Here is a 23805-nt window from a genome sequence, read left to right on the forward strand (position 1 = left end):
GTCGAGTTTGTGATATTGATAGCTGCCAGACGGCAATACACAGGAGCCACTATGACCACGGAAATCACCCTTACCCCTGCCGAACGCGAGAAGCTGCGCGACCAGTTAACCGACTACTGTGAAAAACAGTTCGACCTTGAGCTGGAGCAGTTTGACGCCGAGTTCTTTATTGATTTTATTATCGAAAAGCTGGGACCAGCCTTTTATAACGCCGGGATTGATGAGGCAATTCGTACCCACTTCGCATGGAGCGAACGCATTCAGGAAGAGATGGATCTGAAGAAAATTCTCTAAGCGGATCGCGGATCAATATAACCACACATTATCTATGGCTATAATGGCGGCTCATTTTATCGTCTCCCGTGTTACGGGGAAGGAAAATCATGTCGCTTATCACCGATCTACCCGCCATTTTCGATCAGTTCTCCGAAGCCCGCCAGAAAGGCTTTCTTACCGTGATGGATCTCAAAGAGCAAGGCACGCCGCTGGTCGGCACCTACTGCACCTTTATGCCGCAGGAAATTCCGATGGCGGCGGGCGCGGTGGTGGTCTCGCTGTGTTCTACCTCCGATGAAACCATTGAAGAGGCTGAGAAAGACCTGCCGCGCAACCTCTGCCCGCTGATCAAAAGCAGCTACGGCTTCGGCAAAACCGATAAATGCCCCTACTTTTATTTCTCCGATCTGGTGGTCGGTGAAACCACCTGCGATGGCAAGAAAAAGATGTACGAGTACATGGCCGAATTTAAGCCAGTGCACGTGATGCAGCTGCCGAACAGCACCGCCGATGCCGCCTCCCGCGCGCTGTGGAAAGCGGAAATTCTGCGCCTCCAGCAGGCGGTTGAAGAACGCTTCGGCACGGCGATTACCGAAGCCTCCCTGCGCGAGGCCATCGCCCTCAAAAACCGCGAGCGCCGGGCGCTGGCGAACTTCTACCGCGTCGGGCAGCTCAATCCCCCGGCGCTCAGCGGCAGCGACATTCTGAAAGTGGTATACGGCGCGACCTTCCGCTTCGATAAAGAGCCGCTGATTGACGAGCTGAACAGCATGGCCGAACGCGTGCGTCAGGAGTGGGAAAGCGGCAAGCGGCTGGACGCCCGCCCGCGCATTCTGATCACCGGCTGCCCGATCGGCGGCGCGGCGGAGAAAGTGGTGAAAGCCATTGAGGATAACGGCGGCTGGGTGGTCGGTTTTGAAAACTGCACCGGGGCCAAAGCCACCGAGCGCTGCGTCAACGAGGACGGCGACGTGTACGACGCGCTTACCGACAAGTACCTCGCTATTGGCTGCTCGTGTATCTCACCGAACGACCAGCGCTTAACGTTGCTCAGCCAGATGGTGGAAGAGTATCAGGCCGATGGCGTGGTCGACGTGATTTTGCAGGCCTGCCATACCTATGCCGTTGAATCAATGGCGATTAAGCGCCACGTACGCCAGCAGCATAACCTTCCCTACATTGCCATTGAAACCGACTACTCCACCGCTGATATCGGTCAGCTTAGCACCCGCGTCGCGGCCTTTATTGAAATGCTGTAGGAGCGCGCGTGACGTTATCAATAGGCATTGATTCAGGGTCAACCGCCACCAAAGGCATCCTGCTGGAAGACGGCGAAATTCGTCGCCGCTTCCTCTGCCCAACGCCGTTTCGCCCCGCCGAGGCGATCGTTGAGGCGTGGGAGACACTGTGCGCCGGGCTGGCAACGCGACCCTTTTTAACGCTCACCGGCTATGGCCGCCAACTGGTTGATTTTGCCGACAAGCAGGTGACGGAGATCTCCTGCCATGGGCGCGGCGCGCGGCTGCTGCTGCCGGAAACCCGCACGGTGATTGATATTGGCGGTCAGGACAGCAAGGTGATTCAGCTGGATGAAGAGGGCAATCTCACCGATTTCCTGATGAATGACAAATGCGCGGCGGGCACCGGGCGCTTTCTGGAAGTGATTTCCCGCACGCTGGGGGCCAGCGTCGAGCAACTGGATGCGCTGACGGAAGGCGTTGAACCCCACGCCATTACCAGCATGTGCACGGTGTTTGCCGAGTCCGAGGTGATCAGCCTGCGCTCGGCGGGCGTGCCGCCAGAAGCGATTCTGGCGGGCGTCGTCAACGCCATGGCGCGGCGCAGCGCCAACTTTATCGGCAGGCTGTCGGCGCAGGGGCCGCTGCTGTTTACCGGCGGCGTTAGCCACTGTGCGGCGTTTGGCAGAATGCTGTCGGCGCACGTGAACCTGCCGGTGCAGACGCACCCGGACGCGCAGTTTGCCGGGGCGATCGGCGCGGCGATGATCGGGCAGCGGGTGAGAAAATGACGGAGTATCTGTTTTTGTTTCACTCCACGCTTGGCGTGGTGCAAACCCGTAAAGCGCTCCAGGCGGCGGGCATCACCTTTCGGGTGGCGGATATTCCGCGCCAGCTGCGCGGCGGCTGCGGGCTATGTATTTATCTGTATTGCCCGCAGGGTGAGGAACGACGCTGGGTGATTCCCGGCGCGACGGAGAGTATTTACCGCTGCGACGAGGGTTTTCAGCTGTTGCACACATTCTCTGCATCATCACACAACCCGGGCGAAGCATAACCGCCCGCGGTTTTGCCGGGTGGCGGCTTCGCCTTACCCGACCTACAGAATCGCCCGTAGGCCGGATAAGCGCAGCACCATCCGGCACGCCCCGCCGCTTAATGGCTCCACTTCTCCTGCTGCAACTCCAGCAGCAGCAGCATCATCAGCGCCTGGGCATACGGCACCGGGGCCATGGCGATATCGCTGTAGTATTGCAGATCCGGGCCGACCATCGTCCCTTTTGAGGCTTCCAGCACGATCCCGCCTTCGTCGATCCTGTCGCGCAGCGCATGCCAGGCGCGCATGGCGTTTTCGGCGACCTTTTCGTCGAGGATCCCCATGCGCACGCCGCGCAGCATGCCGTAAGCGATCCCGGCGGTGGCGGAGGATTCCTGCGGCGACAGCGGATCGTCGAGCAGGGTGTGCCACATGCCGTTGTCAGCCTGTAATTCACACAGCGTGTTAACCTGACGCGCCACCACCACCGAGAGATAGCGCTTTACGCTGGCGTCGAGGCTGTCGCCGAGCAGGGCGATAAATTCCGGGATCGCCACGGTGATCCACGCGTTGCCGCGCCCCCAGAAGGCTTCCGAGAAGTGGTGCTTGCCGACGAACGTCCAGCCGTGATACCACAGGCCGCTCGCCGGTTCGCACAGATAGCGGGTATGCAGCAGGAACTGGTATGACGCTTCGTCGATCAGATCCTTGCGCTTGAGCACTACGCCCGCCGTGCCGAGGAACAGGCAGGTCATAAACAGCGTGTCGTCCCACAGATGGCCGGTGTTCGGCTGCTCTTTCACCACGTGCTGGAACCCGCCCTCTTCGGTTTTCGGCAGCGTGCGCAGCAGTGAATCGGCCCAGTCGTTGACCACCTTCAGCAGATCGTCACGTCCGCTATGCCCGGCGACCAGCGCCAGGGTGATCATCGGCGCGGTGGTGTTGATCTGAATCTCCGGCAGCCCTTTCGCCAGCTGATCTTCATACCAGGTGAGGATCGACCGTTGCAGGCTGGCATCATTCTGCTGACGGGCGTACTGCCAGAAACCGTACAGGCCCACGCCCACTTCCCATTCCCACTCTTCAAAGCGGATAGCAAAACCTTCACCGCCGCTGGTGTCAACTTCGCCCATGTTTTTCAGGCGGCAGAAGCCCTGAACCACCTGCTCCAGCAGACGGCTTAATGTTACCTTGTTCATTGTGCGTCTCCTGACAGCGTAATCTGAAGTTCATTGCCCACCAGCGTCGGGAACGCGGCGGTTGTGCCGTTGTACAGGCATTCACCCAGCCAGCTCAGTTGCATCAGCGTTTGTCGGTCATCGTGAACGTTCGCGCTATTCTCTTGCAGCACAATGCGCAGCCCCTGAACGCGCTGGCAGAAGGCGTCAAAATCGCCCTCGCCCACTTCCAGCCACCACGCAACGCGGCGGCCTTCGGCGCGAACTTCGTCACCGTTGATCGTCAGCGGCTGCGAGCAGAGCACGGCGGCAAAGGCCTGACCCGCGCGCACCGCGTAGCCTTGCGCCAGCGGGCGAACCTCATCATAGGCCTCGCTGCACAGGTGGAGATGCGTCCAGCCCAGCACGTCATGTTCGTCTAACCGCCACAGCATCAGCGTCCGGTTTTCTACCTGCATTACCCGCGGCAGCACGCCGTTACCGGCCCAGAAGGAAGGACGCGCTTCGCTACCCGGCGCAACGTCGCCCGGATGGTTGATCCAAAGACGGGCATCCGGACGCGTGGCAAACTGCACGTCAACCAGATGCTGCTGATGCCCACGTTCGCCGGTGTGATGATCGACACAGCTGGAGAGCGACACGCCAGGCTGCTTCCAGGCGACAATATTCCCGCCGCCGCACTGGTAGTGGGCGCTCAACGTACCGTGGTTCAGACGCGCATAGCGTGCAGACTCTACCGGCGGCACATAGTCGCTCAGGCAAAAGAACGGCAGCGAGGCGCATTTGCGGTTAACGTGGCCACCGCCCCAGGCGACGTGACCAAAGGCGGAAAGCTCGCTCATCTGGCTCGCCAGCAGCTCTTTCTCATAGACACGGCCCATGGTGCCCGCGGCAATGCCGGACTGATAGTGCAGCGCGCTGGTCATCATCAGGCGGTCAATCAGGTGGCGAGCACGCTGGCGCAGCGTGGCATCATCGGCCAGCTGATAGAGCGCGAACAGGCCAATATAGTCTACCGGGTAATACGGCGCCGAATTCCACTCCACGAAACCCTGCTGCTCAACCGCATCAAACCAGGCATGCAGGCGCTGGGTGGCGATCGTTTGCTGTTCACGACCGCGACGGCCAGAAGCGGTAAAGAGATCATCAGGGAACATCTGTCCGGCGAGGTACTGAGCCGTGTGGAAGCACAGCGCGTGATTCTCGCTCCAGTACCACATCACGTCGTTGCCCAGTTCGTCATACCAGTAGCGATAGCCCACGATGGCGGAACGCACGCGCTTCCACAGCACCGCCGGGAAGTGTTCGCCGTGGAAGTCATGCCAGATCCACAGCAGCGGTACCATCGAGAAATCCGAGCAGTCCTGGCGGGCGCTGATGCGCTGGAGCGTGCTTATCAGCAGTTCCTGCGCCTGCGGGCCGCTGTCGCCAACGTGCAGCATCGCCAGTAAACGCCCGGTACGCGGCACGCCGTGTTCGGCGATATAGCTCAGGGCCACGCGCTTACGAGTCTCCAGCACGCCTTCACCACCGGGCAGGAGGTCGTCGGCCAGCACGGTGAGGCTCAGGTTGCGGCTCATCGTGACGTCGCCCGAACGGGCGGTTAGTTCAAGACGGTAGTGTCCCATTTCAACGCTTGCCGGGAGGGGTAGCGTTAGCCCCGTTTGGCCAGTCATGACCGAGCCGAAATCCAGCGGACAGGTTGCAATGACGTCGTTACCCAGACTATGGATGGCGCCGCGCAGATGCAGCACACAATCTGCCAGGCAGGGCAGATACAGCCGCTGATGCTGCGCGGTCGCCGTGGCGGGCAGCGAGTCCAGCACCGCCTGAAGCGTGTCGACGTCAGCGTTATTCACGCCCGGTAGCGTCGCGTCCAGCGGCGTGTCGCCGAGGTAGATCATGCGCAAAGCAAAGATCGTGTCGCGCTCAAACAGCTCATCGAGATGAATCAGCAGCGCGTTTTCCCCCTGCTGAAGCGCAATATCAACAACCTGCGTTTGCAGCGCGTTGCGGGTGAACGGCGTAAAACATACGGCCTGCTGTTCATCACGCCAGATACGCACGCCGCCGCAGGTGGCAATCTCGAAGGGATAATCGCCTGTCTGCGGCGCATGCAGCGTCACGCGTAGCCAGCGCTGGCTGTGAGTGGCTACGTTTTGCACGCCGGAGAAGGTGACGGTATTGCTGGCTCCAGTCCAGGTAATGGCCGCCGCCGGAAGGGCACGCGCTGGTGACACCGTGCGCTGGGCCGCGTCACGACGGAAGATGCGTCGGCAGAAGGATTCCTGCGCCGGGCCTTTGCCGTTGGCGAACTGATAGTCCATCGGCTCATCTACCGATTCACCGGTAAAGAATTCGGCAAACCGCTCATTGTGCGGCAGTGACACCGTAAAGCGCGTCAGCGCCTCGCCCGCAATCAGCCTCATCGTTGTTTCCTCAATAACCGCTAAGTAATTAAGCGCTATTTTCTGGAAAGGATGGGAAGCACGCTACGCGCTGGAGCGCGCGCCTTCGCGGAACTGCCTGGTCATTCACAATCTCTTGCCGCTGGAAGGATAAAACGTGACGAGAGTCACAGCAGCAGAGTCTGTGTGACGATGAATGCCGGGAAAACTCACGTTTCCCGGCGAAATGCGCTTAATGATTAGTGATGCACATCACATTTCACCCCTTCAGCTGGGTCAGTTCATGACTCAGACTATCAGCCAGCATGCGCACGCGGGTGGGATCGAACATCACATGTAGCCCCGGAGAGGCCTCGGTATGCCGGGCGCAGAAGCTATCCATTTCCGCCGCGCAGCGGTACAGCTCCTGAATATTGACCTGACAAATCTCACGCATACTCCAGCTGTTCTCGACCAGCCGCGCGAAGTGCAGCGTGAAAAAGGCTTTTTGCGCGTGACGAAACAGCAGGCAATAGAGGTCAAAACCTTGCCACTCCTCCCGCCAGCGCTGGTGCAGCGAGAAGGGAAACGCCGCGCGGTCGGCAAAGGCCAGCGCCTGTTCGCGTAGGGTTACCGCCGCCTGCCAGGCGCTATCTTTCTCTTCGGCAATCAGCGACAGGTTACGCGCGGAAGTCTCGACGTCGCTGGCGCTAAAGAAAATATCCCGCTCCGAGCCGGGCAGCCAATGGTTGCGGTTGAGCTGGCCGTACAGGCTCCACACCGCCTGGCCATAGCTCGCAGGCACCTGGCTGTGGCGATGGAAGACGTGATCGCGCACGTAGATGGCCTGATACAGCACCTGCCCGGCCTGGCCCATCAGCGACTGAAATTCGTCGAAGGTTGCCTCATCGGGACGCCAGCCGTAGCACTCATCCAGCCAGTGCGTCAGCAGCGCCGCGCGGGTCAGATGCTCATTTTCCCGCGCCAGAATCTGGCTACAGGCGACCAGATTGCACTCGCTCAGCGTGCCCATCACCCAGTGGTTGTCCACCCCTTCCCAGCTGGTTTTGCACACCGCGCCGGTGATCGTTGGGTTGCCCCGGCACCACAGCAGGCGGCCCTGAAGCTCATCGATACGTGGGAAGGGGAACACGCCCCAGCCCACCTCTTCGCCCACCAGGTCCAGCTCCACCCACACGTCGCGGTCCTCGACATCCAGCAGCGCTGGGTTGTTGGGGAACGTTGGCCAGAAACGCTCCGGTGTTAGTTTAATGGACACCGAGACGCACTCCGGCAACGTGCGGATGGCCTCCATCACGTTGCTGATATCGTGGTTACCCGCCGGAAAGGCGCGCAGCACCAGATGCTTATTTTCACGTATCACCGCGCGGGCCATGGCGCTGAAGCACTGGGTATAGCGAGAGAGGCTGCGGGGGTCGATATGCGGCGAGGGATCGTCCTGCCCGGTCAGCTCCCAGTTGGGCCGGGAGATCGGCAGCAGGCCGTCGGTGTTGGAAAGCGCCACCAGCAGCCCGCTGATGGCGGGGATCTGTTGGCAGAGCAAGGAGAGTTTATCCGTCAGATACTGGCACCAGAATTCGACGTCGAAGCGGATGCTGCCGTCTTTATCAATCAGCTGCGGGTGCGCCGCCAGCAGGTCGGCGGGGAAGCTCAGTTCCTTGGCCTGCAGATAAAATTTCAGCCCGTGCTGCTGGCAGTAACCCGCCAGCCGGTTGAGGTACACGCAGCGCGCGCGCTGCTGGCTGGAGAGGCGATCGTTGTACTGATGCGGGGTGTAGCCTTTCGGCGAAACGAGCTTATCGAACAGGTCCGTTTGCCCCACCACCACGGTCGTAAACTCATGGCGGGCCGCCCACTGTACCAGCTGGCAGGCTTTGTCCCAGTTCCAGAACTCCTGGTTATTCAGTTCCAGCGCACGCGTCTTCCACATTGTCTCTCTCCATCACGCCACCGCGGCGAGCGGCTATTGTAAACACAGATGGTAGAGAACAATCAGCGTCCTGAAGTGCGCTACTTCACAATAAAGCGCGTTGGCGCAAAGCAGTTGAGCAGGCGGTGCAGAATAAACACCATCGTCAGCGTCGCCAGCAGCGAAATCGTGACCGAGGTGGCGCGGTAGAGATCGCTGAACACCAGGTCACCGTCCGGCTGCAGATTCTGGCCAAACATAATGCCGATGGTGGTGATGCTGGCAAAGCCCACGCCCGCCCCCACTTTTTCCATCACGTGCAGCCGCGCGCTGAAAGCCAGACCGAGGCCAATTAACGGCATCATCAACAACATGTGACTACTGTGATCGTAGAGGAGCAACTGAACCACCAGAATATATAAACAGGCCAGAACAACACCAACGACGCGCCAGATCGAGCTGATCACCGCGCCGCGGTAGTGCATGGGGAACAGGATCAAGATCCCCGCCATCAGCGCCGACAGAGAATCGCTGAGGTCGCTGACCTGGAAGACGATAAAGATAATCGTCGCCACGCTGCCGGAAAGCAGCGATTCATGGCGCACGCGGGCAGCGTCTTTTTCAATCAGCGGCGGCGGCTTGCGCGGCTCGGCGTCCGGAATCAGGTAGTGCATCAGCGCGCTGAGCGCGACCGCCAGAACGCTGGCTTCAATATTCGAAAACAGCAACGTATGCCAGTTGGCCGTCGGGTAGCTCATAAAGTTGAGCATCACGCTCTGGCACACCACGCCCATCGAGCCGAACAGGAACAGCGGCCCTTTGCTCATAAAGCGAAAACGCATCACGTACAGCGCGAACACCACCAGCGTCATCATCACCGGCCATTGGCTCAAATAGCCGATGATCAGCACCATTTCGAGGCAGTTCAGCGAAGCACTAAAAATAAACTGTTTCGCCACATGACGATTAAATACCGGTACCAGCGCGGTGAGTAGCAGCGGGTAAACCACGTAAAAAACGCCGTACTGGGTATCGAAAAAGCTCGAAATACTCAGCGCCAGCATGCCGGCAAAAGAGATGCGCAAGGTCTGACGGAAATCGTTCGCCGTGTAGACGATATTGCCGTGAGGGGTAAAGACCTGCGCGAGGGTGTTAATAGACATAGTGCAACCAGCTTATCAGGTGGATTTGCAGGCCAGAGAAGAAACGGGCAAACGCGCCTTCGCTGTTATACAGCTGAACGGTCGCGCGCGCGCCGGTCGGCAAGGTTTTCTCCAGCGGCTCGTCCAGCGCAACGTGGATACGCATACGCTGCGCGTCGCGTACCCAACGGGTGGACTGCTCCGGCTGCGATAGCTCGCCGTTCACCTCTTCCTGACCGGCAAGGATCCCGGCGTCGCTGCTGGTCACTCGCGCGGCGAAGACTTTACCCGGCATAGCATCAAATACCACCGCGGCGTCGGTTCCCTGGCGCGTGTGGCGCAGACTTTTTTCACGGAAATCAGCGACGATGTCAGTCTGCTGATTGACCACTGCCATCACCGGACTGCCCGCAGAGGCGTACAGGCCGGGGCTAAGCTGTAAGTTACTGACGGTACCGTCAGCTTCAGCGCGAATTTTCGTCCACTCGAGATTGAGCTGCGCTTCCCGTAGCGTGGTCTGATACTGCTGGAGCGTGACGTTGCGATGGTCATCGCGCTCGCCGCGCTGAATTTGCAGATTGTGAATCGAGGCGCGCAGCGCGCTCACCGACTGCTCGCTGGTCTGCCAGGTGGTACGCACCTTATCGAGATCGGCCTGCGAGACGTTTTGCATCCGGCTCAGGCTTTGATAGCGATCGTAGGTCACGCGATCGTTACGCGCGGTAAGCTGGGCGGTTTTGAGGTTGGCCTCAGCGGCGGCAATCTGCGCGTCCAGCTGTTGATTGCTTAGCTTTGCCTGGGCCAGCGCCAGCGTCGCGGCATCGACCTTATTCTGGAACGGCGTCGGGTCCAGCTCATACAGCAGGTCACCCTTTTTCACCGTGCTGTTGTTGTGCACGTACACCTGCGAGACGTAGCCGGAAACGCGGGACGAAATCGGCGTCACCACGCGCATCACCGTGGAATCCGGCGTGAGCGGGATCCAGATATCGGCAACGATAAAATAGGCAAACATCAGCAGGAAAGAGGCAATACTCACCCTTACCCAGCGGGCAAATTTCTGTTCTGGCGTCATCATGGTGTTATTCGGTTTTATTATTTTCTTCGCGGATATTCCGCAGATTGCAGGCTATTTGATTCAGGGTGTCGCTAAACTTCGCCATGTCGGCGGCGGGAATGCCGGTGGACACGCGCGCCTGTAAGGCTTCAATCACCTGGTTTAGCGTCTGGAGCACCGCCCGACCTTCGTCGGTCAGCGTCAGCAGGCGAATTCGTTTATCGTACGGCGATACCGTACGCAGCAGGTAGCCCTGCTGTTCAAGCAGGGTGAGCGTACGCATGAGCGGCGGCAGTTCGATACCCTGCATTTCCGCCAGCTCGCTGACCGAGACGTTATCACCCAGCTGATGCAGCTGCATCAGCACCGTCCAGCTGGACTGGGTCAAGCCGGTGTCGGTAATCGCATGATCGATGATAGAACGCCATTGGCGCACGATCATCGCCATGCGCATCCCCATCGGGCGACAGGCAAACAGTTCATCTTCAGTCATGGCAATCTCCGATCGTGTCGTACGATTACGATAATACTTACCATGATAACTATCAAGGAACAGAATGGCTAAATAGCATGGATTGTAAAATGGCCCTACTGACCGGCGATGTATTCGACGTCCATCGTTTCACAGTCAACGAAGCCAATACGTGCAAGCCTGGCCGATGGCCCTTTCGCCACGAACGGCACGCGATACTCGTCTTCTTCAATCGAGACTTCGCCGAAGGTGAGTTCTGGCGTCAGGGTGCCCAGCGTGCGCTTTTCACGGTACCAGTGTGGGAAGCGGCCGCGTAGATAATCGTCTTTGACGCGCAGCAGCGCTTTACGGGAAAAATCAATGCGGCATACAGAGGTGGTATCAGGATACATCTCATGAACAACAAATATGGTGGTGATGCCCGCAGTCAGCAGGCTACAAAATAGTGCGGTCACTAATAATGTCTTTCTCATGCTGAAGGTAGGTATGTTGAGTTAAATAATTATGGCATCTGAGATTATTCTAAAAACAAATAAAAACATGTAAAGCAATGCATTGGTATTGTTTCGTAAATATCGAATAAATGACTCAATAAAAAGGATTAAACCTCCTCCATTACGAGTATTTCACTGTTAATGCATGGTGGTTATTTTGTTATACAACAACGAAGTAACGGCTTAGTTGCTGCAACGACGCAGTAGTTTAGATCTAATAAATAATGCTACACCATTCGCTATTCCCGCATGACAAACGCAAATTATTTTGAATATTAGTGGTAATGTGTATACAGAATATAATTAAGCATCGCCATCATAATGAAATATCAATACGGTTACGTAACGTTATTATTTTCTGGAAAAAATTGACGCATCACTTCGCAAAAAATTCACCGTACTTATCGAGTCAGGGGTAGACAACCAAGCCAGGTTGATGGCACGATGTCCGGATGAACACAAACGTGACCGTTATCCGCTCAAACCGTTGGTGGCTGCCTTCATAACAGGCGGCACGGGTTACGTTATCTTTTTCAAAGCCGCCGAAAGGCGGCTTTGTTGTTTCTCAGTCTCGTCTTTCGGCTTTATGTCTTACTAAGGAGCGACTGATGAACAACACACATACCATTCTTACCGGCGACCGTCCTACCGGACAGCTACATCTTGGACACTATGCCGGTTCGCTGCGCCAACGCGTTCAGCTTCAGCATGAACACCAACAGTTTATCCTGATTGCCGACCTGCAGGGGCTGACCGACAACGGCAGCAATCCGCAAAAAATCAGCCACAATATACTGGAAGTGATGGCCGACTATCTCGCCGTCGGCATCGACCCGCAGCTTACCACCATTTGCCTGCAATCCGCCCTGCCCGCGCTGGCGGAGCTGACCGCGCTGTACATGAACATCGTCACCGTCGCCCGCGTGGAGCGTAACCCGACGGTGAAAAATGAGATTGCGCAAAAAGGTTTCTCGCGCGCGTTGCCGGTGGGCTTTATGGTTTACCCCATCAGCCAGGCTGCCGACATCACCGCATTTGGCGCCGATCGTGTACCCGTTGGCGACGATCAGCTACCGATGATCGAACAAACCAACGAGATCGTGCACAAGATGAATAGCCTGACGACCGAACCGGTGCTACGCCACTGCAAAGCGCTGCTCAGCGACGTCAGCCGCCTGCCGGGAATTGACGGCGGCGCGAAAATGTCGAAATCGCTCGGTAATACGCTGACGCTGTCAGCCAGCGAGGCGGAGATCCACCAGGCGGTCAGCGCCATGTTTACTGATCCCAACCATCTGCGCGTGGCCGACCCGGGAAAAATTGAGGGTAACGTCGTCTTTACCTACCTTGATGCCTTCCATCCCGATAAAAGCCTGATCGCAGAGATGAAGGCGCACTACCAGCGCGGCGGATTGGGCGACAGGCAGTGTAAAAATGAGCTGGAAGCCTGCTTACAGGAGCTGCTGGCTCCCATTCGCGAACGTCGCGCCACCGTCATTCAGGATAAGGCGATGCTTCTGGATCTCCTACGCCAGGGCAGTGAGCGGGCGCATGAAGTGACACAGCAAACGCTGCACGCGGTGAAGCGCGGGCTGGGGCTCCCCATTCTGTTCTGAGCGCCATAAGGGCATCAGGCTGTGTGGATGCCCTTCGCCTGTTTTGATTAATCGTGTTACACAATCAGCAAGTCCCTGTTAATGGTATGGACATAATCAATGCCGATGTTAGTATGACATTGACAGTAGCTATATTTATGCGTGTTTCATTTACGGCCAGGATTGCTGATGATGACCACATGAGTAGCACACTTCACAGCATCCTTTCCCCCCCTCAGTACGAAACGCGCGCCACTCAGTAACAGGGAACAGAGCGGGTAGCGTATGGACAAATTCAAGCGGCATTGGGCCTGGTATCTCGTCGGTTTCGCGGTGGCGATTGCCGCCGTGGCATGGTGGATGCTGCGTCCACCGGGGCTACCAGAGGGTTTCGCCAGCAGCAACGGCAGAATTGAAGCCACCGAAGTGGATATCGCCAGCAAAACCGCCGGACGTATCGAGGCGATTCTGGTCAAAGAGGGGCAGTTTGTCCGCCAGGGCGAGATACTGGCGAAGATGGACACCCGCGTCCTGAACGAACAGCGGCTGGAAGCCGCAGCGCAGATTAAAGAGGCGCAGAGCGCCGTCGCCGCAGCAAAAGCCCTGCTCGACCAGCGACAAAGCGAAATGCGCGCCAGCGAAGCGGTGGTGAAACAACGTCAGGCCGAGCTGGACTCGACGTCAAAACGCCACGCCCGTTCCAGCACGCTATCGCAGCGCGGCGCGGTATCGGCTCAACAACTTGATGATGACCGCGCCGCCGCCGAAAGCGGTCGGGCCGCGCTCGAGTCTGCCCGTGCCCAGGTCTCTGCGGCTAAAGCGGCCATCGAAGCCGCACGTACCAGCATTATCCAGGCGCAAACCCGCGTCGAAGCCGCTCAGGCCACCGAGCGACGTATCATGGCCGACATTGACGACAGCACGCTGAAAGCGCCGCGCGACGGACGCATTCAGTACCGCGTCGCCGAGCCGGGCGAAGTGCTGGCCGCCGGTGGCCGGGTGTTGAATATGGTCGACCTGGCCGACGTCTACATGACCTTCTTCCTGCCAACCGAGCAGGCTGGCCTGCTGGCACTCGGCAGCGAGGTACGTCTAATCCTCGACGCCGCACCGGATCTGGTGATCCCCGCCCATATCAGCTTTGTCGCCAGCGTCGCCCAGTTCACGCCGAAAACCGTAGAAACCCGCGATGAGCGGCTTAAATTGATGTTCCGCGTCAAGGCGCGCATTCCGCCCGAGCTGCTGGCAGAACACCTGGAATATGTGAAAACCGGTCTGCCGGGCATGGCCTACGTCCGACTGGATAACCAGCAGCAATGGCCTGCCATGCTGATGGTGAGGCTGCCGCAATGAAACGGGACGCACATCCCCCGGTTGCTCGGCTTGAGCACGTCGGGCAGCGTTTCGGCACGACCGTGGCGCTCAACGACATTACGCTGACCATTCCGTCTCGCTGCATGGTGGGGCTGATTGGCCCGGACGGTGTGGGCAAATCCAGCCTGCTGTCGCTGATTGCCGGCGCACGCGTGATTGAACAGGGTAATGTGATGGTGCTTGGCGGCGATATGCGCGACGCCCGACATCGTCGCGATGTCTGCCCGAAGATCGCCTGGATGCCGCAGGGATTGGGTAAAAACCTCTATCACACGCTTTCGGTCTACGAAAACGTCGACTTCTTCGCCCGTCTGTTCGGTCACGATAAACACGAGCGCGAAGCGCGTATTGATGAGCTGCTACACAGCACCGGGCTGGCGCCGTTCCGCGATCGTCCGGCGGGGAAACTCTCCGGCGGCATGAAGCAGAAGCTCGGCCTGTGCTGCGCGCTGATCCACGATCCTCAGCTATTGATCCTCGATGAACCCACTACCGGCGTCGACCCGCTCTCCCGCGCGCAATTCTGGACGCTTATCGACAGTATCCGCGAGCGCCAGCCTGACATGAGCGTGCTGGTCGCTACCGCCTATATGGAAGAAGCCGAGCGCTTCGACTGGCTGGTCGCGATGAACGCCGGGGAGGTGCTGGCCACCGGCAGCGCGGAAGAGCTACGTACGCAAACCGCCAGCCCGACGCTGGAACAGGCGTTTATCGCGCTGCTACCGGAGACGCAGCGCAATGCACACCAGCAGGTGATCATCCCACCGCGCGACGCAAGCGAAGAAGAGATTGCCATTGAGGCCCGTGGCCTGACCATGCGCTTCGGTGATTTTGTCGCGGTCGACCACGTTAACTTCCGCATTGCCCGCGGCGAGATTTTTGGCTTTCTGGGGTCTAACGGCTGCGGTAAATCCACCACCATGAAGATGCTAACCGGGCTGCTGCCCGCCAGCGAGGGCGAAGCCTGGCTGTTCGGCCAACCGGTGGATCCGAAAGATATCGCCACCCGTCGCCGAGTGGGCTATATGTCGCAGGCATTCTCACTCTATAGCGAGCTGAGCGTACGTCAGAACCTGGAGCTGCACGCAAAGCTGTTCCATATACCGGATGAGGAGATCCCTGGCCGTGTGGCGGAAATGAGCCAGCGCTTTATGCTCACCGAGGTCGAGGATGCCCTGCCAGCAGCGCTGCCGCTGGGGATCCGTCAGCGCCTTTCGCTGGCGGTGGCGGTGATTCATCGCCCGGAAATGTTGATCCTCGATGAACCGACTTCCGGCGTCGATCCGGTCGCGCGCGATATGTTCTGGCAGCTGATGGTAGACCTGGCGCGACGGGATAAAGTCACCATTTTTATTTCCACCCACTTTATGAACGAAGCCGAACGCTGCGACCGTATTTCACTGATGCATGCCGGCAAGGTGCTGGCCAGCGATACGCCGCAGGCGCTTGTGGAACAGCGCGGCGCGGCCACGCTGGAAGCGGCTTTTATCGCTTATCTGCAGGAGGCTTCTGACCCGGTTCCCGTCGCGGAAATGGTGGATACGCCGCGTAAGAGTGAGAACGAGCCGCCGCGTCAGGCCTTTAGTCTGCGGCGCCTGTTCAGCTACAGCCGCCGCGAGGCGCTGGAGTTGCGGCGGGATCCGGTGCGCTCAACGCTGGCGCTGCTCGGTACGGTGATCCTGATGTTTATCATGGGCTACGGGATAAGCATGGACGTGGAGGATCTGCGTTTTGCGGTGCTCGATCGCGATCAAACGGTCAGCAGCCAGGGTTGGACGCAGAACATTGCCGGATCGCGCTATTTTATCGAGCAGCCGCCGCTGTATAGCTACGACGATCTCGATCGCCGTATGCGCGACGGCGAGCTGGCGGTGGCGATAGAGATCCCACCTCACTTTGGCCGCGATATTGCCCGCGGCACGCCGGTGCAGATTGGTGTCTGGGTGGACGGCGCGATGCCAAACCGTGCGGAAACGGTGCGCGGCTACGTGCAGGCGATGCACCTTGCGTGGCTACAGGAGATGGCTGGGCGTCAGCCTTCTGCCAGCCGGGATACATCGTTGATTTCTATCGAGACGCGCTATCGCTATAACCCAGATGTGAAGAGCCTGCCGGCGATCGTTCCGGCGGTGATCCCGCTGCTATTGATGATGATCCCGGCGATGCTCAGCGCGCTGAGCGTAGTGCGGGAAAAAGAACTGGGGTCGATCATCAACCTGTACGTCACGCCGACCACCCGCAGCGAGTTTTTGCTCGGCAAGCAGGTGCCGTACATCGTGCTGGGGATGTTCAACTTTCTGCTGCTGTGCGCGCTGTCGGTGTTTGTCTTCGGCGTACCGCATAAGGGTAGCTTCCTGACGCTAACGCTGGCGGCGCTGCTGTACGTGACGATCGCCACCGGGCTGGGGCTCCTGATCTCCACCTTCATGAAGAGCCAGATTGCGGCGATCTTTGGTACGGCGATCATTACGCTGATCCCCGCTACGCAGTTTTCCGGCATGATCGATCCGGTGGCCTCGCTTGAAGGACCTGGTCGCTGGATTGGCCAAATTTACCCGACCAGCCACTTCCTGACTATTGCCCGCGGCACCTTCTCGAAGGCGTTGGGGTTGGGTGACCTGTGGGGATCGTTTATTCCCTTACTGATTGCCGTACCGCTGGTACTGGGGCTTTCCGTATGGCTGCTGAAAAAACAGGAGGGGTAATGCGCGGATTACGCAATATTTATAACCTCGGCGTGAAGGAGCTGCGCAGCCTGCTCGGCGATAAAGCAATGCTGGCGCTGATCGTCTTTGCCTTTACCGTCTCGGTTTACTCCTCCGCGACGGTGATGCCGGGCTCATTGCACCTGGCGCCGATCGCCATTGCCGACATGGACAAATCGCAGCTTTCCTCACGGATTATCAATAGTTTCTATCGTCCGTGGTTTCTGGAGCCGGAGCTTATCACCGCCGATGAGATGGACGCCGGACTGGATGCCGGGCGCTATACCTTCGCTATTAACATTCCGCCTAATTTTCAACGAGATGTGCTGGCAGGAAGGCAGCCTGATTTGCAGGTAAACGTGGATGCCACACGCATGAGTCAGGCCTTTACCGGCAATGGCTATATCCAGAATATCGTTACCGCCGAGGTGAACAGCTTTGTGTCCCGCTACCGCGAAAATAGCGTGCTGCCGGTAGAATTGGCGGTGAGGATGCGCTTTAACCCAAACCTTGAGCAGGAACGATTTGGCGCGGTGATGGCGATTATCAACAATATCACCATGCTGGCGATTGTCCTGACCGGCTCGGCGCTGATTCGCGAGCGCGAACATGGCACGGTGGAGCACCTGCTGGTGATGCCGGTGACGCCGTTTGAGATAATGCTCGCCAAAATCTGGTCGATGGGGCTGGTTGTACTGGTGGTGTCAGGACTGTCGCTGGTATTGATGGTACAGGGCGTGCTGCAGGTGCCGATTGAAGGGTCGATCCCGCTGTTTATGCTGGGAGTGGCGTTGAGCCTGTTTGCCACGACGTCGATCGGTATTTTTATGGGGACGATTGCCCGTTCAATGCCGCAGCTGGGGCTGTTGATGATTCTGGTGCTGCTGCCGCTACAGATGCTTTCCGGCGGTTCCACGCCGCGTGAGAGCATGCCGCAGCTGGTGCAGGATATTATGCAAACCATGCCGACGACGCATTTCGTCAGCCTGGCACAGGCCATTCTCTATCGTGGGGCGGATTTTGCCATCGTCTGGCCGCAGTTCTTAACGCTGCTGGCGATTGGCGGCGTCTTTTTTACTATCGCGCTGGTTCGTTTTCGTAAGACGATTGGTGAGATGGCATAAGATTTGTAGGCCGGATAAGGCGTTCACGCCGCCATCCGGCAATGTGCCCCGGGGTAACCTGATGACGCTGCGCTTATCCGCCCTGCGGAGGACATTAATCGCCTGAGATTTCACCGTATTTTCATTTCGCACAGACGTAAAAAAGCCCATCCGTCAGGATGGGCTTCTTCACTAAATTGATGCCTGGCAGTTCCCTACTCTCGCATGGGGAGACCCCACACTACCATCGGCGCTACGGCGTTTCACTTCTGAGTTCGGCATGGGGTCAGGTGGGACCACCGCGCTACAGCCGCCAGGCAAATTCTGTTTATTAACCCGCTTTTCGCCGGTTAATGTCATCTGTAATCAAGCTGAATATCGTCTCTTCGCCAAAACATCTTCGGCGTTGTAAGGTTAAGCCTCACGGTTCATTAGTACTGGTTAGCTCAACGTATCGCTACGCTTACACACCCAGCCTATCAACGTCGTCGTCTTCAACGTTCCTTCAGGACCCTTAAAGGGTCAGGGAGAACTCATCTCGGGGCAAGTTTCGTGCTTAGATGCTTTCAGCACTTATCTTTTCCGCATTTAGCTACCGGGCAATGCCATTGGCATGACAACCCGAACACCAGTGATGCGTCCACTCCGGTCCTCTCGTACTAGGAGCAGCCCCCCTCAATTCTCCAGCGCCCACGGCAGATAGGGACCGAACTGTCTCACGACGTTCTAAACCCAGCTCGCGTACCACTTTAAATGGCGAACAGCCATACCCTTGGGACCTACTTCAGCCCCAGGATGTGATGAGCCGACATCGAGGTGCCAAACACCGCCGTCGATATGAACTCTTGGGCGGTATCAGCCTGTTATCCCCGGAGTACCTTTTATCCGTTGAGCGATGGCCCTTCCATTCAGAACCACCGGATCACTAAGACCTGCTTTCGCACCTGCTCGAGCCGTCACTCTCGCAGTCAAGCTAGCTTATGCCTTTGCACTAACCTCCTGATGTCCGACCAGGATTAGCTAACCTTCGTGCTCCTCCGTTACTCTTTAGGAGGAGACCGCCCCAGTCAAACTACCCACCAGACACTGTCCGCAACCCGGATTACGGGTCTACGTTAGAACACCAGCCATTAAAGGGTGGTATTTCAAGGTTGGCTCCACGCAGACTGGCGTCCACGCTTCAAAGCCTCCCACCTATCCTACACATCAAGGACCAGTGTTCAGTGTCAAGCTATAGTAAAGGTTCACGGGGTCTTTCCGTCTTGCCGCGGGTACACTGCATCTTCACAGCGAGTTCAATTTCACTGAGTCTCGGGTGGAGACAGCCTGGCCATCATTACGCCATTCGTGCAGGTCGGAACTTACCCGACAAGGAATTTCGCTACCTTAGGACCGTTATAGTTACGGCCGCCGTTTACCGGGGCTTCGATCAAGAGCTTCGCCTTACAGCTAACCCCATCAATTAACCTTCCGGCACCGGGCAGGCGTCACACCGTATACGTCCACTTTCGTGTTTGCACAGTGCTGTGTTTTTAATAAACAGTTGCAGCCAGCTGGTATCTTCGACTGATTTCAGCTCCATGGGTAAACCACTTCACCTACATATCAGCGTGCCTTCTCCCGAAGTTACGGCACCATTTTGCCTAGTTCCTTCACCCGAGTTCTCTCAAGCGCCTTGGTATTCTCTACCTGACCACCTGTGTCGGTTTGGGGTACGATTTGATGTTACCTGATGCTTAGAGGCTTTTCCTGGAAGCAGGGCATTTGTTACTTCAGCACCGTAGTGCCTCGTCATCACACCTCAGCGTTAGTAAGCGTCCGGATTTACCTAAACGCTCCGCCTACATGCTTAAACCGGGACAACCGTCGCCCGGCTAACATAGCCTTCTCCGTCCCCCCTTCGCAGTAACACCAAGTACAGGAATATTAACCTGTTTCCCATCGACTACGCCTTTCGGCCTCGCCTTAGGGGTCGACTCACCCTGCCCCGATTAACGTTGGACAGGAACCCTTGGTCTTCCGGCGTGCGGGTTTTTCACCCGCATTATCGTTACTTATGTCAGCATTCGCACTTCTGATACCTCCAGCATCCCTCACGAGACACCTTCGCAGGCTTACAGAACGCTCCCCTACCCAACAACACATAGTGTCGCTGCCGCAGCTTCGGTGCACAGTTTAGCCCCGTTACATCTTCCGCGCAGGCCGACTCGACCAGTGAGCTATTACGCTTTCTTTAAATGATGGCTGCTTCTAAGCCAACATCCTGGCTGTCTGAGCCTTCCCACATCGTTTCCCACTTAACTGTGACTTTGGGACCTTAGCTGGCGGTCTGGGTTGTTTCCCTCTTCACGACGGACGTTAGCACCCGCCGTGTGTCTCCCGTGATAACATTCTTCGGTATTCGCAGTTTGCATCGGGTTGGTAAGTCGGGATGACCCCCTAGCCGAAACAGTGCTCTACCCCCGAAGATGAGTTCACGAGGCGCTACCTAAATAGCTTTCGGGGAGAACCAGCTATCTCCCGGTTTGATTGGCCTTTCACCCCCAGCCACAAGTCATCCGCTAATTTTTCAACATTAGTCGGTTCGGTCCTCCAGTTAGTGTTACCCAACCTTCAACCTGCCCATGGCTAGATCACCGGGTTTCGGGTCTATACCCTGCAACTTAACGCCCAGTTAAGACTCGGTTTCCCTTCGGCTCCCCTATACGGTTAACCTTGCTACAGAATATAAGTCGCTGACCCATTATACAAAAGGTACGCAGTCACACCCCAAAGGGTGCTCCCACTGCTTGTACGTACACGGTTTCAGGTTCTTTTTCACTCCCCTCGCCGGGGTTCTTTTCGCCTTTCCCTCACGGTACTGGTTCACTATCGGTCAGTCAGGAGTATTTAGCCTTGGAGGATGGTCCCCCCATATTCAGACAGGATACCACGTGTCCCGCCCTACTCATCGAGTTCACAACCTGTGCATTTTGGTGTACGGGACTATCACCCTGTACCGTCGGACTTTCCAGACCGTTCCACTAACACACAAGCTGATTCAGACTCTGGGCTGCTCCCCGTTCGCTCGCCGCTACTGGGGGAATCTCGGTTGATTTCTTTTCCTCGGGGTACTTAGATGTTTCAGTTCCCCCGGTTCGCTTCGTTAACCTATGTATTCAGTTAACGATAGTGTGTCGAAACACACTGGGTTTCCCCATTCGGAAATCGCCGGTTATAACGGTTCATATCACCTTACCGACGCTTATCGCAGATTAGCACGTCCTTCATCGCCTCTGACTGCCAGGGCATCCACCGTGTACGCTTAGTCGCTTAACCTCACAACCCGAAGATGTTTCACTTCTGATTGCGAAAATTTGAGAGACTCGAACACACCGCTTATCTGTTCTTATTACGGAGAACAGACACAGTGTGTCGTTTCAATTTTCAGCTTGATCCAGATTTTTAAAGAGCAAAACTTCGCAGTGAACCTTTTCAGGTACACTCTGAAGTTTTCTTGGGTTGTTGCAGTAAAGATGGTGGAGCTATGCGGGATCGAACCGCAGACCTCCTGCGTGCAAAGCAGGCGCTCTCCCAGCTGAGCTATAGCCCCATCGTATAGTGAATCTCCCTCAAATCCGCGGGACGAATTTGGTAGGCCTGAGTGGACTTGAACCACCGACCTCACCCTTATCAGGGGTGCGCTCTAACCACCTGAGCTACAAGCCTGCAGAGATTCTTTACTGCTATTTTTCATCAGACAATCTGTGTGAGCACTTCAAAGAACGTTTCTTTAAGGTAAGGAGGTGATCCAACCGCAGGTTCCCCTACGGTTACCTTGTTACGACTTCACCCCAGTCATGAATCACAAAGTGGTAAGCGCCCTCCCGAAGGTTAAGCTACCTACTTCTTTTGCAACCCACTCCCATGGTGTGACGGGCGGTGTGTACAAGGCCCGGGAACGTATTCACCGTAGCATTCTGATCTACGATTACTAGCGATTCCGACTTCATGGAGTCGAGTTGCAGACTCCAATCCGGACTACGACATACTTTATGAGGTCCGCTTGCTCTCGCGAGGTCGCTTCTCTTTGTATATGCCATTGTAGCACGTGTGTAGCCCTACTCGTAAGGGCCATGATGACTTGACGTCATCCCCACCTTCCTCCAGTTTATCACTGGCAGTCTCCTTTGAGTTCCCGGCCGAACCGCTGGCAACAAAGGATAAGGGTTGCGCTCGTTGCGGGACTTAACCCAACATTTCACAACACGAGCTGACGACAGCCATGCAGCACCTGTCTCAGAGTTCCCGAAGGCACCAAAGCATCTCTGCTAAGTTCTCTGGATGTCAAGAGTAGGTAAGGTTCTTCGCGTTGCATCGAATTAAACCACATGCTCCACCGCTTGTGCGGGCCCCCGTCAATTCATTTGAGTTTTAACCTTGCGGCCGTACTCCCCAGGCGGTCTATTTAACGCGTTAGCTCCGGAAGCCACTCCTCAAGGGAACAACCTCCAAATAGACATCGTTTACGGCGTGGACTACCAGGGTATCTAATCCTGTTTGCTCCCCACGCTTTCGCACCTGAGCGTCAGTCTTCGTCCAGGGGGCCGCCTTCGCCACCGGTATTCCTCCAGATCTCTACGCATTTCACCGCTACACCTGGAATTCTACCCCCCTCTACGAGACTCAAGCTTGCCAGTTTCAAATGCAGTTCCCAGGTTGAGCCCGGGGATTTCACATCTGACTTAACAAACCGCCTGCGTGCGCTTTACGCCCAGTAATTCCGATTAACGCTTGCACCCTCCGTATTACCGCGGCTGCTGGCACGGAGTTAGCCGGTGCTTCTTCTGCGAGTAACGTCAATCGCTGTGGTTATTAACCACAACGCCTTCCTCCTCGCTGAAAGTACTTTACAACCCGAAGGCCTTCTTCATACACGCGGCATGGCTGCATCAGGCTTGCGCCCATTGTGCAATATTCCCCACTGCTGCCTCCCGTAGGAGTCTGGACCGTGTCTCAGTTCCAGTGTGGCTGGTCATCCTCTCAGACCAGCTAGGGATCGTCGCCTAGGTGAGCCGTTACCCCACCTACTAGCTAATCCCATCTGGGCACATCCGATGGTGTGAGGCCCGAAGGTCCCCCACTTTGGTCTTGCGACGTTATGCGGTATTAGCTACCGTTTCCAGTAGTTATCCCCCTCCATCGGGCAGTTTCCCAGACATTACTCACCCGTCCGCCACTCGTCACCCGAGAGCAAGCTCTCTGTGCTACCGTTCGACTTGCATGTGTTAGGCCTGCCGCCAGCGTTCAATCTGAGCCATGATCAAACTCTTCAATTTAAGTTTGATGCTCGTGAATTAAACTTCGTAATGAATTACGTGTTCACTCAGAGACTTGGTATTCATTTTTCGTCTTGCGACGTTAAGAATCCGTATCTTCGAGTGCCCACACAGATTGTCTGATAAATTGTTAAAGAGCAGTGCAACGCGGCTTTCGCTCACCGTTGCGAGGTGGCGTATATTACGCTTTCCTCTTTCAGAGTCAACCCTCATTTTCAGGTTTTTCTCTTCAACCAACCCGGCTACTTAGTGTGAAGTGATTCACATCCGCCGTGTCGATGGAGGCGCATTATAGGGAGTTTCCCCGGGGCCGCAACCCTTAAATTGCAGAAAAATGACTGACTGCTGCAATCCACAGCAGAACCCCGCCTTATACCCATTTACGCACAGAGTTATCCACAATTTTCGATTCACAATGGTGCACATCGCCCTTCTTCCTCGACTTTAAGTTTCTTTTTCTTCTATCTATAAGGAAGGGAAAGGAAGAACGGAGACGCTCT

Annotated in this window: 15 protein-coding genes, 2 tRNA genes and 3 rRNA genes; 8 read left to right on the plus strand and 12 right to left on the minus strand. The window is 56.9% G+C overall.

Features of this window, described 5'->3' with window-relative positions; genetic code table 11:
- Nucleotides 1-51: 51 nt before the first annotated feature.
- The 4 genes from ABTW00_RS20340 (at nt 52) to ABTW00_RS20355 (ending at nt 2571) form a co-directional block, all read left to right on the plus strand.
- Nucleotides 52-294: a DUF2164 domain-containing protein gene (locus ABTW00_RS20340; protein WP_064547081.1), complete on the plus strand. Its 243-nt coding sequence runs from the start codon at nt 52-54 to the stop codon at nt 292-294.
- Nucleotides 295-383: 89 nt separating this feature from the next.
- Complete coding sequence (locus ABTW00_RS20345) at nt 384-1535, plus strand: double-cubane-cluster-containing anaerobic reductase (protein ID WP_433637207.1); 1152 nt, start codon at nt 384-386, stop codon at nt 1533-1535.
- 8 nt (nt 1536-1543) lie between these two features.
- The gene (gene yjiL, locus ABTW00_RS20350; protein WP_271447697.1) at nt 1544-2305 is read left to right on the plus strand and encodes a putative 2-hydroxyacyl-CoA dehydratase activator YjiL; all 762 of its coding nucleotides are present in this window, start codon (nt 1544-1546) and stop codon (nt 2303-2305) included.
- Nucleotides 2302-2571: a DUF3343 domain-containing protein gene (locus tag ABTW00_RS20355; protein WP_065357092.1), complete on the plus strand. Its 270-nt coding sequence runs from the start codon at nt 2302-2304 to the stop codon at nt 2569-2571. Before yjiL ends, ABTW00_RS20355 begins: the two co-directional genes overlap by 4 nt.
- 98 nt (nt 2572-2669) lie before the next feature.
- Here the strand turns inward: ABTW00_RS20355 and ABTW00_RS20360 are convergent, their stop codons facing one another.
- From ABTW00_RS20360 to ABTW00_RS20390, 7 genes are all read right to left on the minus strand, one after another.
- The gene (locus ABTW00_RS20360) at nt 2670-3749 is read right to left on the minus strand and encodes a glycoside hydrolase family 88/105 protein (protein WP_433637211.1); all 1080 of its coding nucleotides are present in this window, start codon (nt 3747-3749) and stop codon (nt 2670-2672) included.
- Nucleotides 3746-6157 (minus strand): hypothetical protein, encoded by a 2412-nt coding sequence (locus ABTW00_RS20365; protein ID WP_433637214.1) that lies wholly within the window; start codon nt 6155-6157, stop codon nt 3746-3748. The genes ABTW00_RS20360 and ABTW00_RS20365 overlap by 4 nt, the downstream gene beginning before the upstream one ends.
- A gap of 238 nt (nt 6158-6395) precedes the next feature.
- Nucleotides 6396-8066: a hypothetical protein gene (locus ABTW00_RS20370; RefSeq protein ID WP_433637216.1), complete on the minus strand. Its 1671-nt coding sequence runs from the start codon at nt 8064-8066 to the stop codon at nt 6396-6398.
- 80 nt (nt 8067-8146) lie between these two features.
- Nucleotides 8147-9208, minus strand: coding sequence for a DUF2955 domain-containing protein (locus tag ABTW00_RS20375; protein WP_064547067.1), 1062 nt, complete (start codon nt 9206-9208; stop codon nt 8147-8149).
- Nucleotides 9198-10265, minus strand: coding sequence for an HlyD family secretion protein (locus ABTW00_RS20380; protein WP_065357096.1), 1068 nt, complete (start codon nt 10263-10265; stop codon nt 9198-9200). Before ABTW00_RS20380 ends, ABTW00_RS20375 begins: the two co-directional genes overlap by 11 nt.
- A gap of 4 nt (nt 10266-10269) precedes the next feature.
- Nucleotides 10270-10737 (minus strand): MarR family transcriptional regulator, encoded by a 468-nt coding sequence (locus ABTW00_RS20385; protein ID WP_065357097.1) that lies wholly within the window; start codon nt 10735-10737, stop codon nt 10270-10272.
- 95 nt (nt 10738-10832) lie between these two features.
- On the minus strand, nt 10833-11171 hold the full coding sequence (locus tag ABTW00_RS20390; RefSeq protein WP_163448861.1) for a YebF family protein: 339 nt from the start codon (nt 11169-11171) through the stop codon (nt 10833-10835).
- Nucleotides 11172-11818: 647 nt separating this feature from the next.
- Here ABTW00_RS20390 and trpS point away from each other — a divergent pair.
- The 4 genes from trpS to ABTW00_RS20410 all read left to right on the plus strand — a co-directional run bounded on the left by trpS (nt 11819) and on the right by ABTW00_RS20410 (nt 18008).
- Entirely contained in the window at nt 11819-12826 is a 1008-nt protein-coding gene (gene trpS / locus ABTW00_RS20395; protein WP_064547059.1) for a tryptophan--tRNA ligase, read from the plus strand.
- 264 nt (nt 12827-13090) lie between these two features.
- On the plus strand, nt 13091-14158 hold the full coding sequence (locus ABTW00_RS20400) for an HlyD family secretion protein (RefSeq protein ID WP_065357099.1): 1068 nt from the start codon (nt 13091-13093) through the stop codon (nt 14156-14158).
- Nucleotides 14155-16884, plus strand: coding sequence for a ribosome-associated ATPase/putative transporter RbbA (rbbA, locus tag ABTW00_RS20405; RefSeq protein WP_433637220.1), 2730 nt, complete (start codon nt 14155-14157; stop codon nt 16882-16884). The genes ABTW00_RS20400 and rbbA overlap by 4 nt, the downstream gene beginning before the upstream one ends.
- On the plus strand, nt 16884-18008 hold the full coding sequence (locus ABTW00_RS20410; RefSeq protein ID WP_065357101.1) for an ABC transporter permease: 1125 nt from the start codon (nt 16884-16886) through the stop codon (nt 18006-18008). Before rbbA ends, ABTW00_RS20410 begins: the two co-directional genes overlap by 1 nt.
- Nucleotides 18009-18189: 181 nt before the next feature.
- Here ABTW00_RS20410 and rrf read toward each other — a convergent pair.
- The 5 genes from rrf to ABTW00_RS20435 all read right to left on the minus strand — a co-directional run bounded on the left by rrf (nt 18190) and on the right by ABTW00_RS20435 (nt 23305).
- Nucleotides 18190-18305 (minus strand): 5S ribosomal RNA (gene rrf, locus ABTW00_RS20415).
- 92 nt (nt 18306-18397) lie between these two features.
- A 23S ribosomal RNA gene (locus tag ABTW00_RS20420) occupies nt 18398-21305 on the minus strand.
- Nucleotides 21306-21503: 198 nt separating this feature from the next.
- A tRNA-Ala gene (locus ABTW00_RS20425) sits at nt 21504-21579 on the minus strand.
- A gap of 39 nt (nt 21580-21618) precedes the next feature.
- Nucleotides 21619-21695 (minus strand) — tRNA-Ile (locus tag ABTW00_RS20430).
- Between the two features lie 70 nt (nt 21696-21765).
- Nucleotides 21766-23305, minus strand: a 16S ribosomal RNA gene (locus ABTW00_RS20435).
- Together the 16S, 23S and 5S rRNA genes with 2 tRNA genes alongside form the textbook arrangement of a ribosomal RNA operon.
- Between the last annotated feature and the right edge of the window lie 500 nt (nt 23306-23805).

This window comes from Kluyvera georgiana, from assembly GCF_050990895.1.
GTDB lineage: Bacteria > Pseudomonadota > Gammaproteobacteria > Enterobacterales > Enterobacteriaceae > Kluyvera > Kluyvera georgiana.

Bases quoted from the DNA above. Each gene is read 5' to 3' on its own strand.
- ABTW00_RS20340 (WP_064547081.1), top strand. From the start codon at position 52: ATGACCACGGAAATCACCCTTACCCCTGCCGAACGCGAGAAGCTGCGC.
- ABTW00_RS20345 (WP_433637207.1), top strand. From the start codon at position 384: ATGTCGCTTATCACCGATCTACCCGCCATTTTCGATCAGTTCTCCGAA.
- ABTW00_RS20355 (WP_065357092.1), top strand. From the start codon at position 2,302: ATGACGGAGTATCTGTTTTTGTTTCACTCCACGCTTGGCGTGGTGCAA.
- ABTW00_RS20360 (WP_433637211.1), bottom strand. From the start codon at position 3,749: ATGAACAAGGTAACATTAAGCCGTCTGCTGGAGCAGGTGGTTCAGGGC.
- ABTW00_RS20365 (WP_433637214.1), bottom strand. From the start codon at position 6,157: ATGAGGCTGATTGCGGGCGAGGCGCTGACGCGCTTTACGGTGTCACTG.
- ABTW00_RS20370 (WP_433637216.1), bottom strand. From the start codon at position 8,066: ATGTGGAAGACGCGTGCGCTGGAACTGAATAACCAGGAGTTCTGGAAC.
- ABTW00_RS20375 (WP_064547067.1), bottom strand. From the start codon at position 9,208: ATGTCTATTAACACCCTCGCGCAGGTCTTTACCCCTCACGGCAATATC.
- ABTW00_RS20380 (WP_065357096.1), bottom strand. From the start codon at position 10,265: ATGATGACGCCAGAACAGAAATTTGCCCGCTGGGTAAGGGTGAGTATT.
- ABTW00_RS20385 (WP_065357097.1), bottom strand. From the start codon at position 10,737: ATGACTGAAGATGAACTGTTTGCCTGTCGCCCGATGGGGATGCGCATG.
- trpS (WP_064547059.1), top strand. From the start codon at position 11,819: ATGAACAACACACATACCATTCTTACCGGCGACCGTCCTACCGGACAG.
- ABTW00_RS20400 (WP_065357099.1), top strand. From the start codon at position 13,091: ATGGACAAATTCAAGCGGCATTGGGCCTGGTATCTCGTCGGTTTCGCG.
- rbbA (WP_433637220.1), top strand. From the start codon at position 14,155: ATGAAACGGGACGCACATCCCCCGGTTGCTCGGCTTGAGCACGTCGGG.
- ABTW00_RS20410 (WP_065357101.1), top strand. From the start codon at position 16,884: ATGCGCGGATTACGCAATATTTATAACCTCGGCGTGAAGGAGCTGCGC.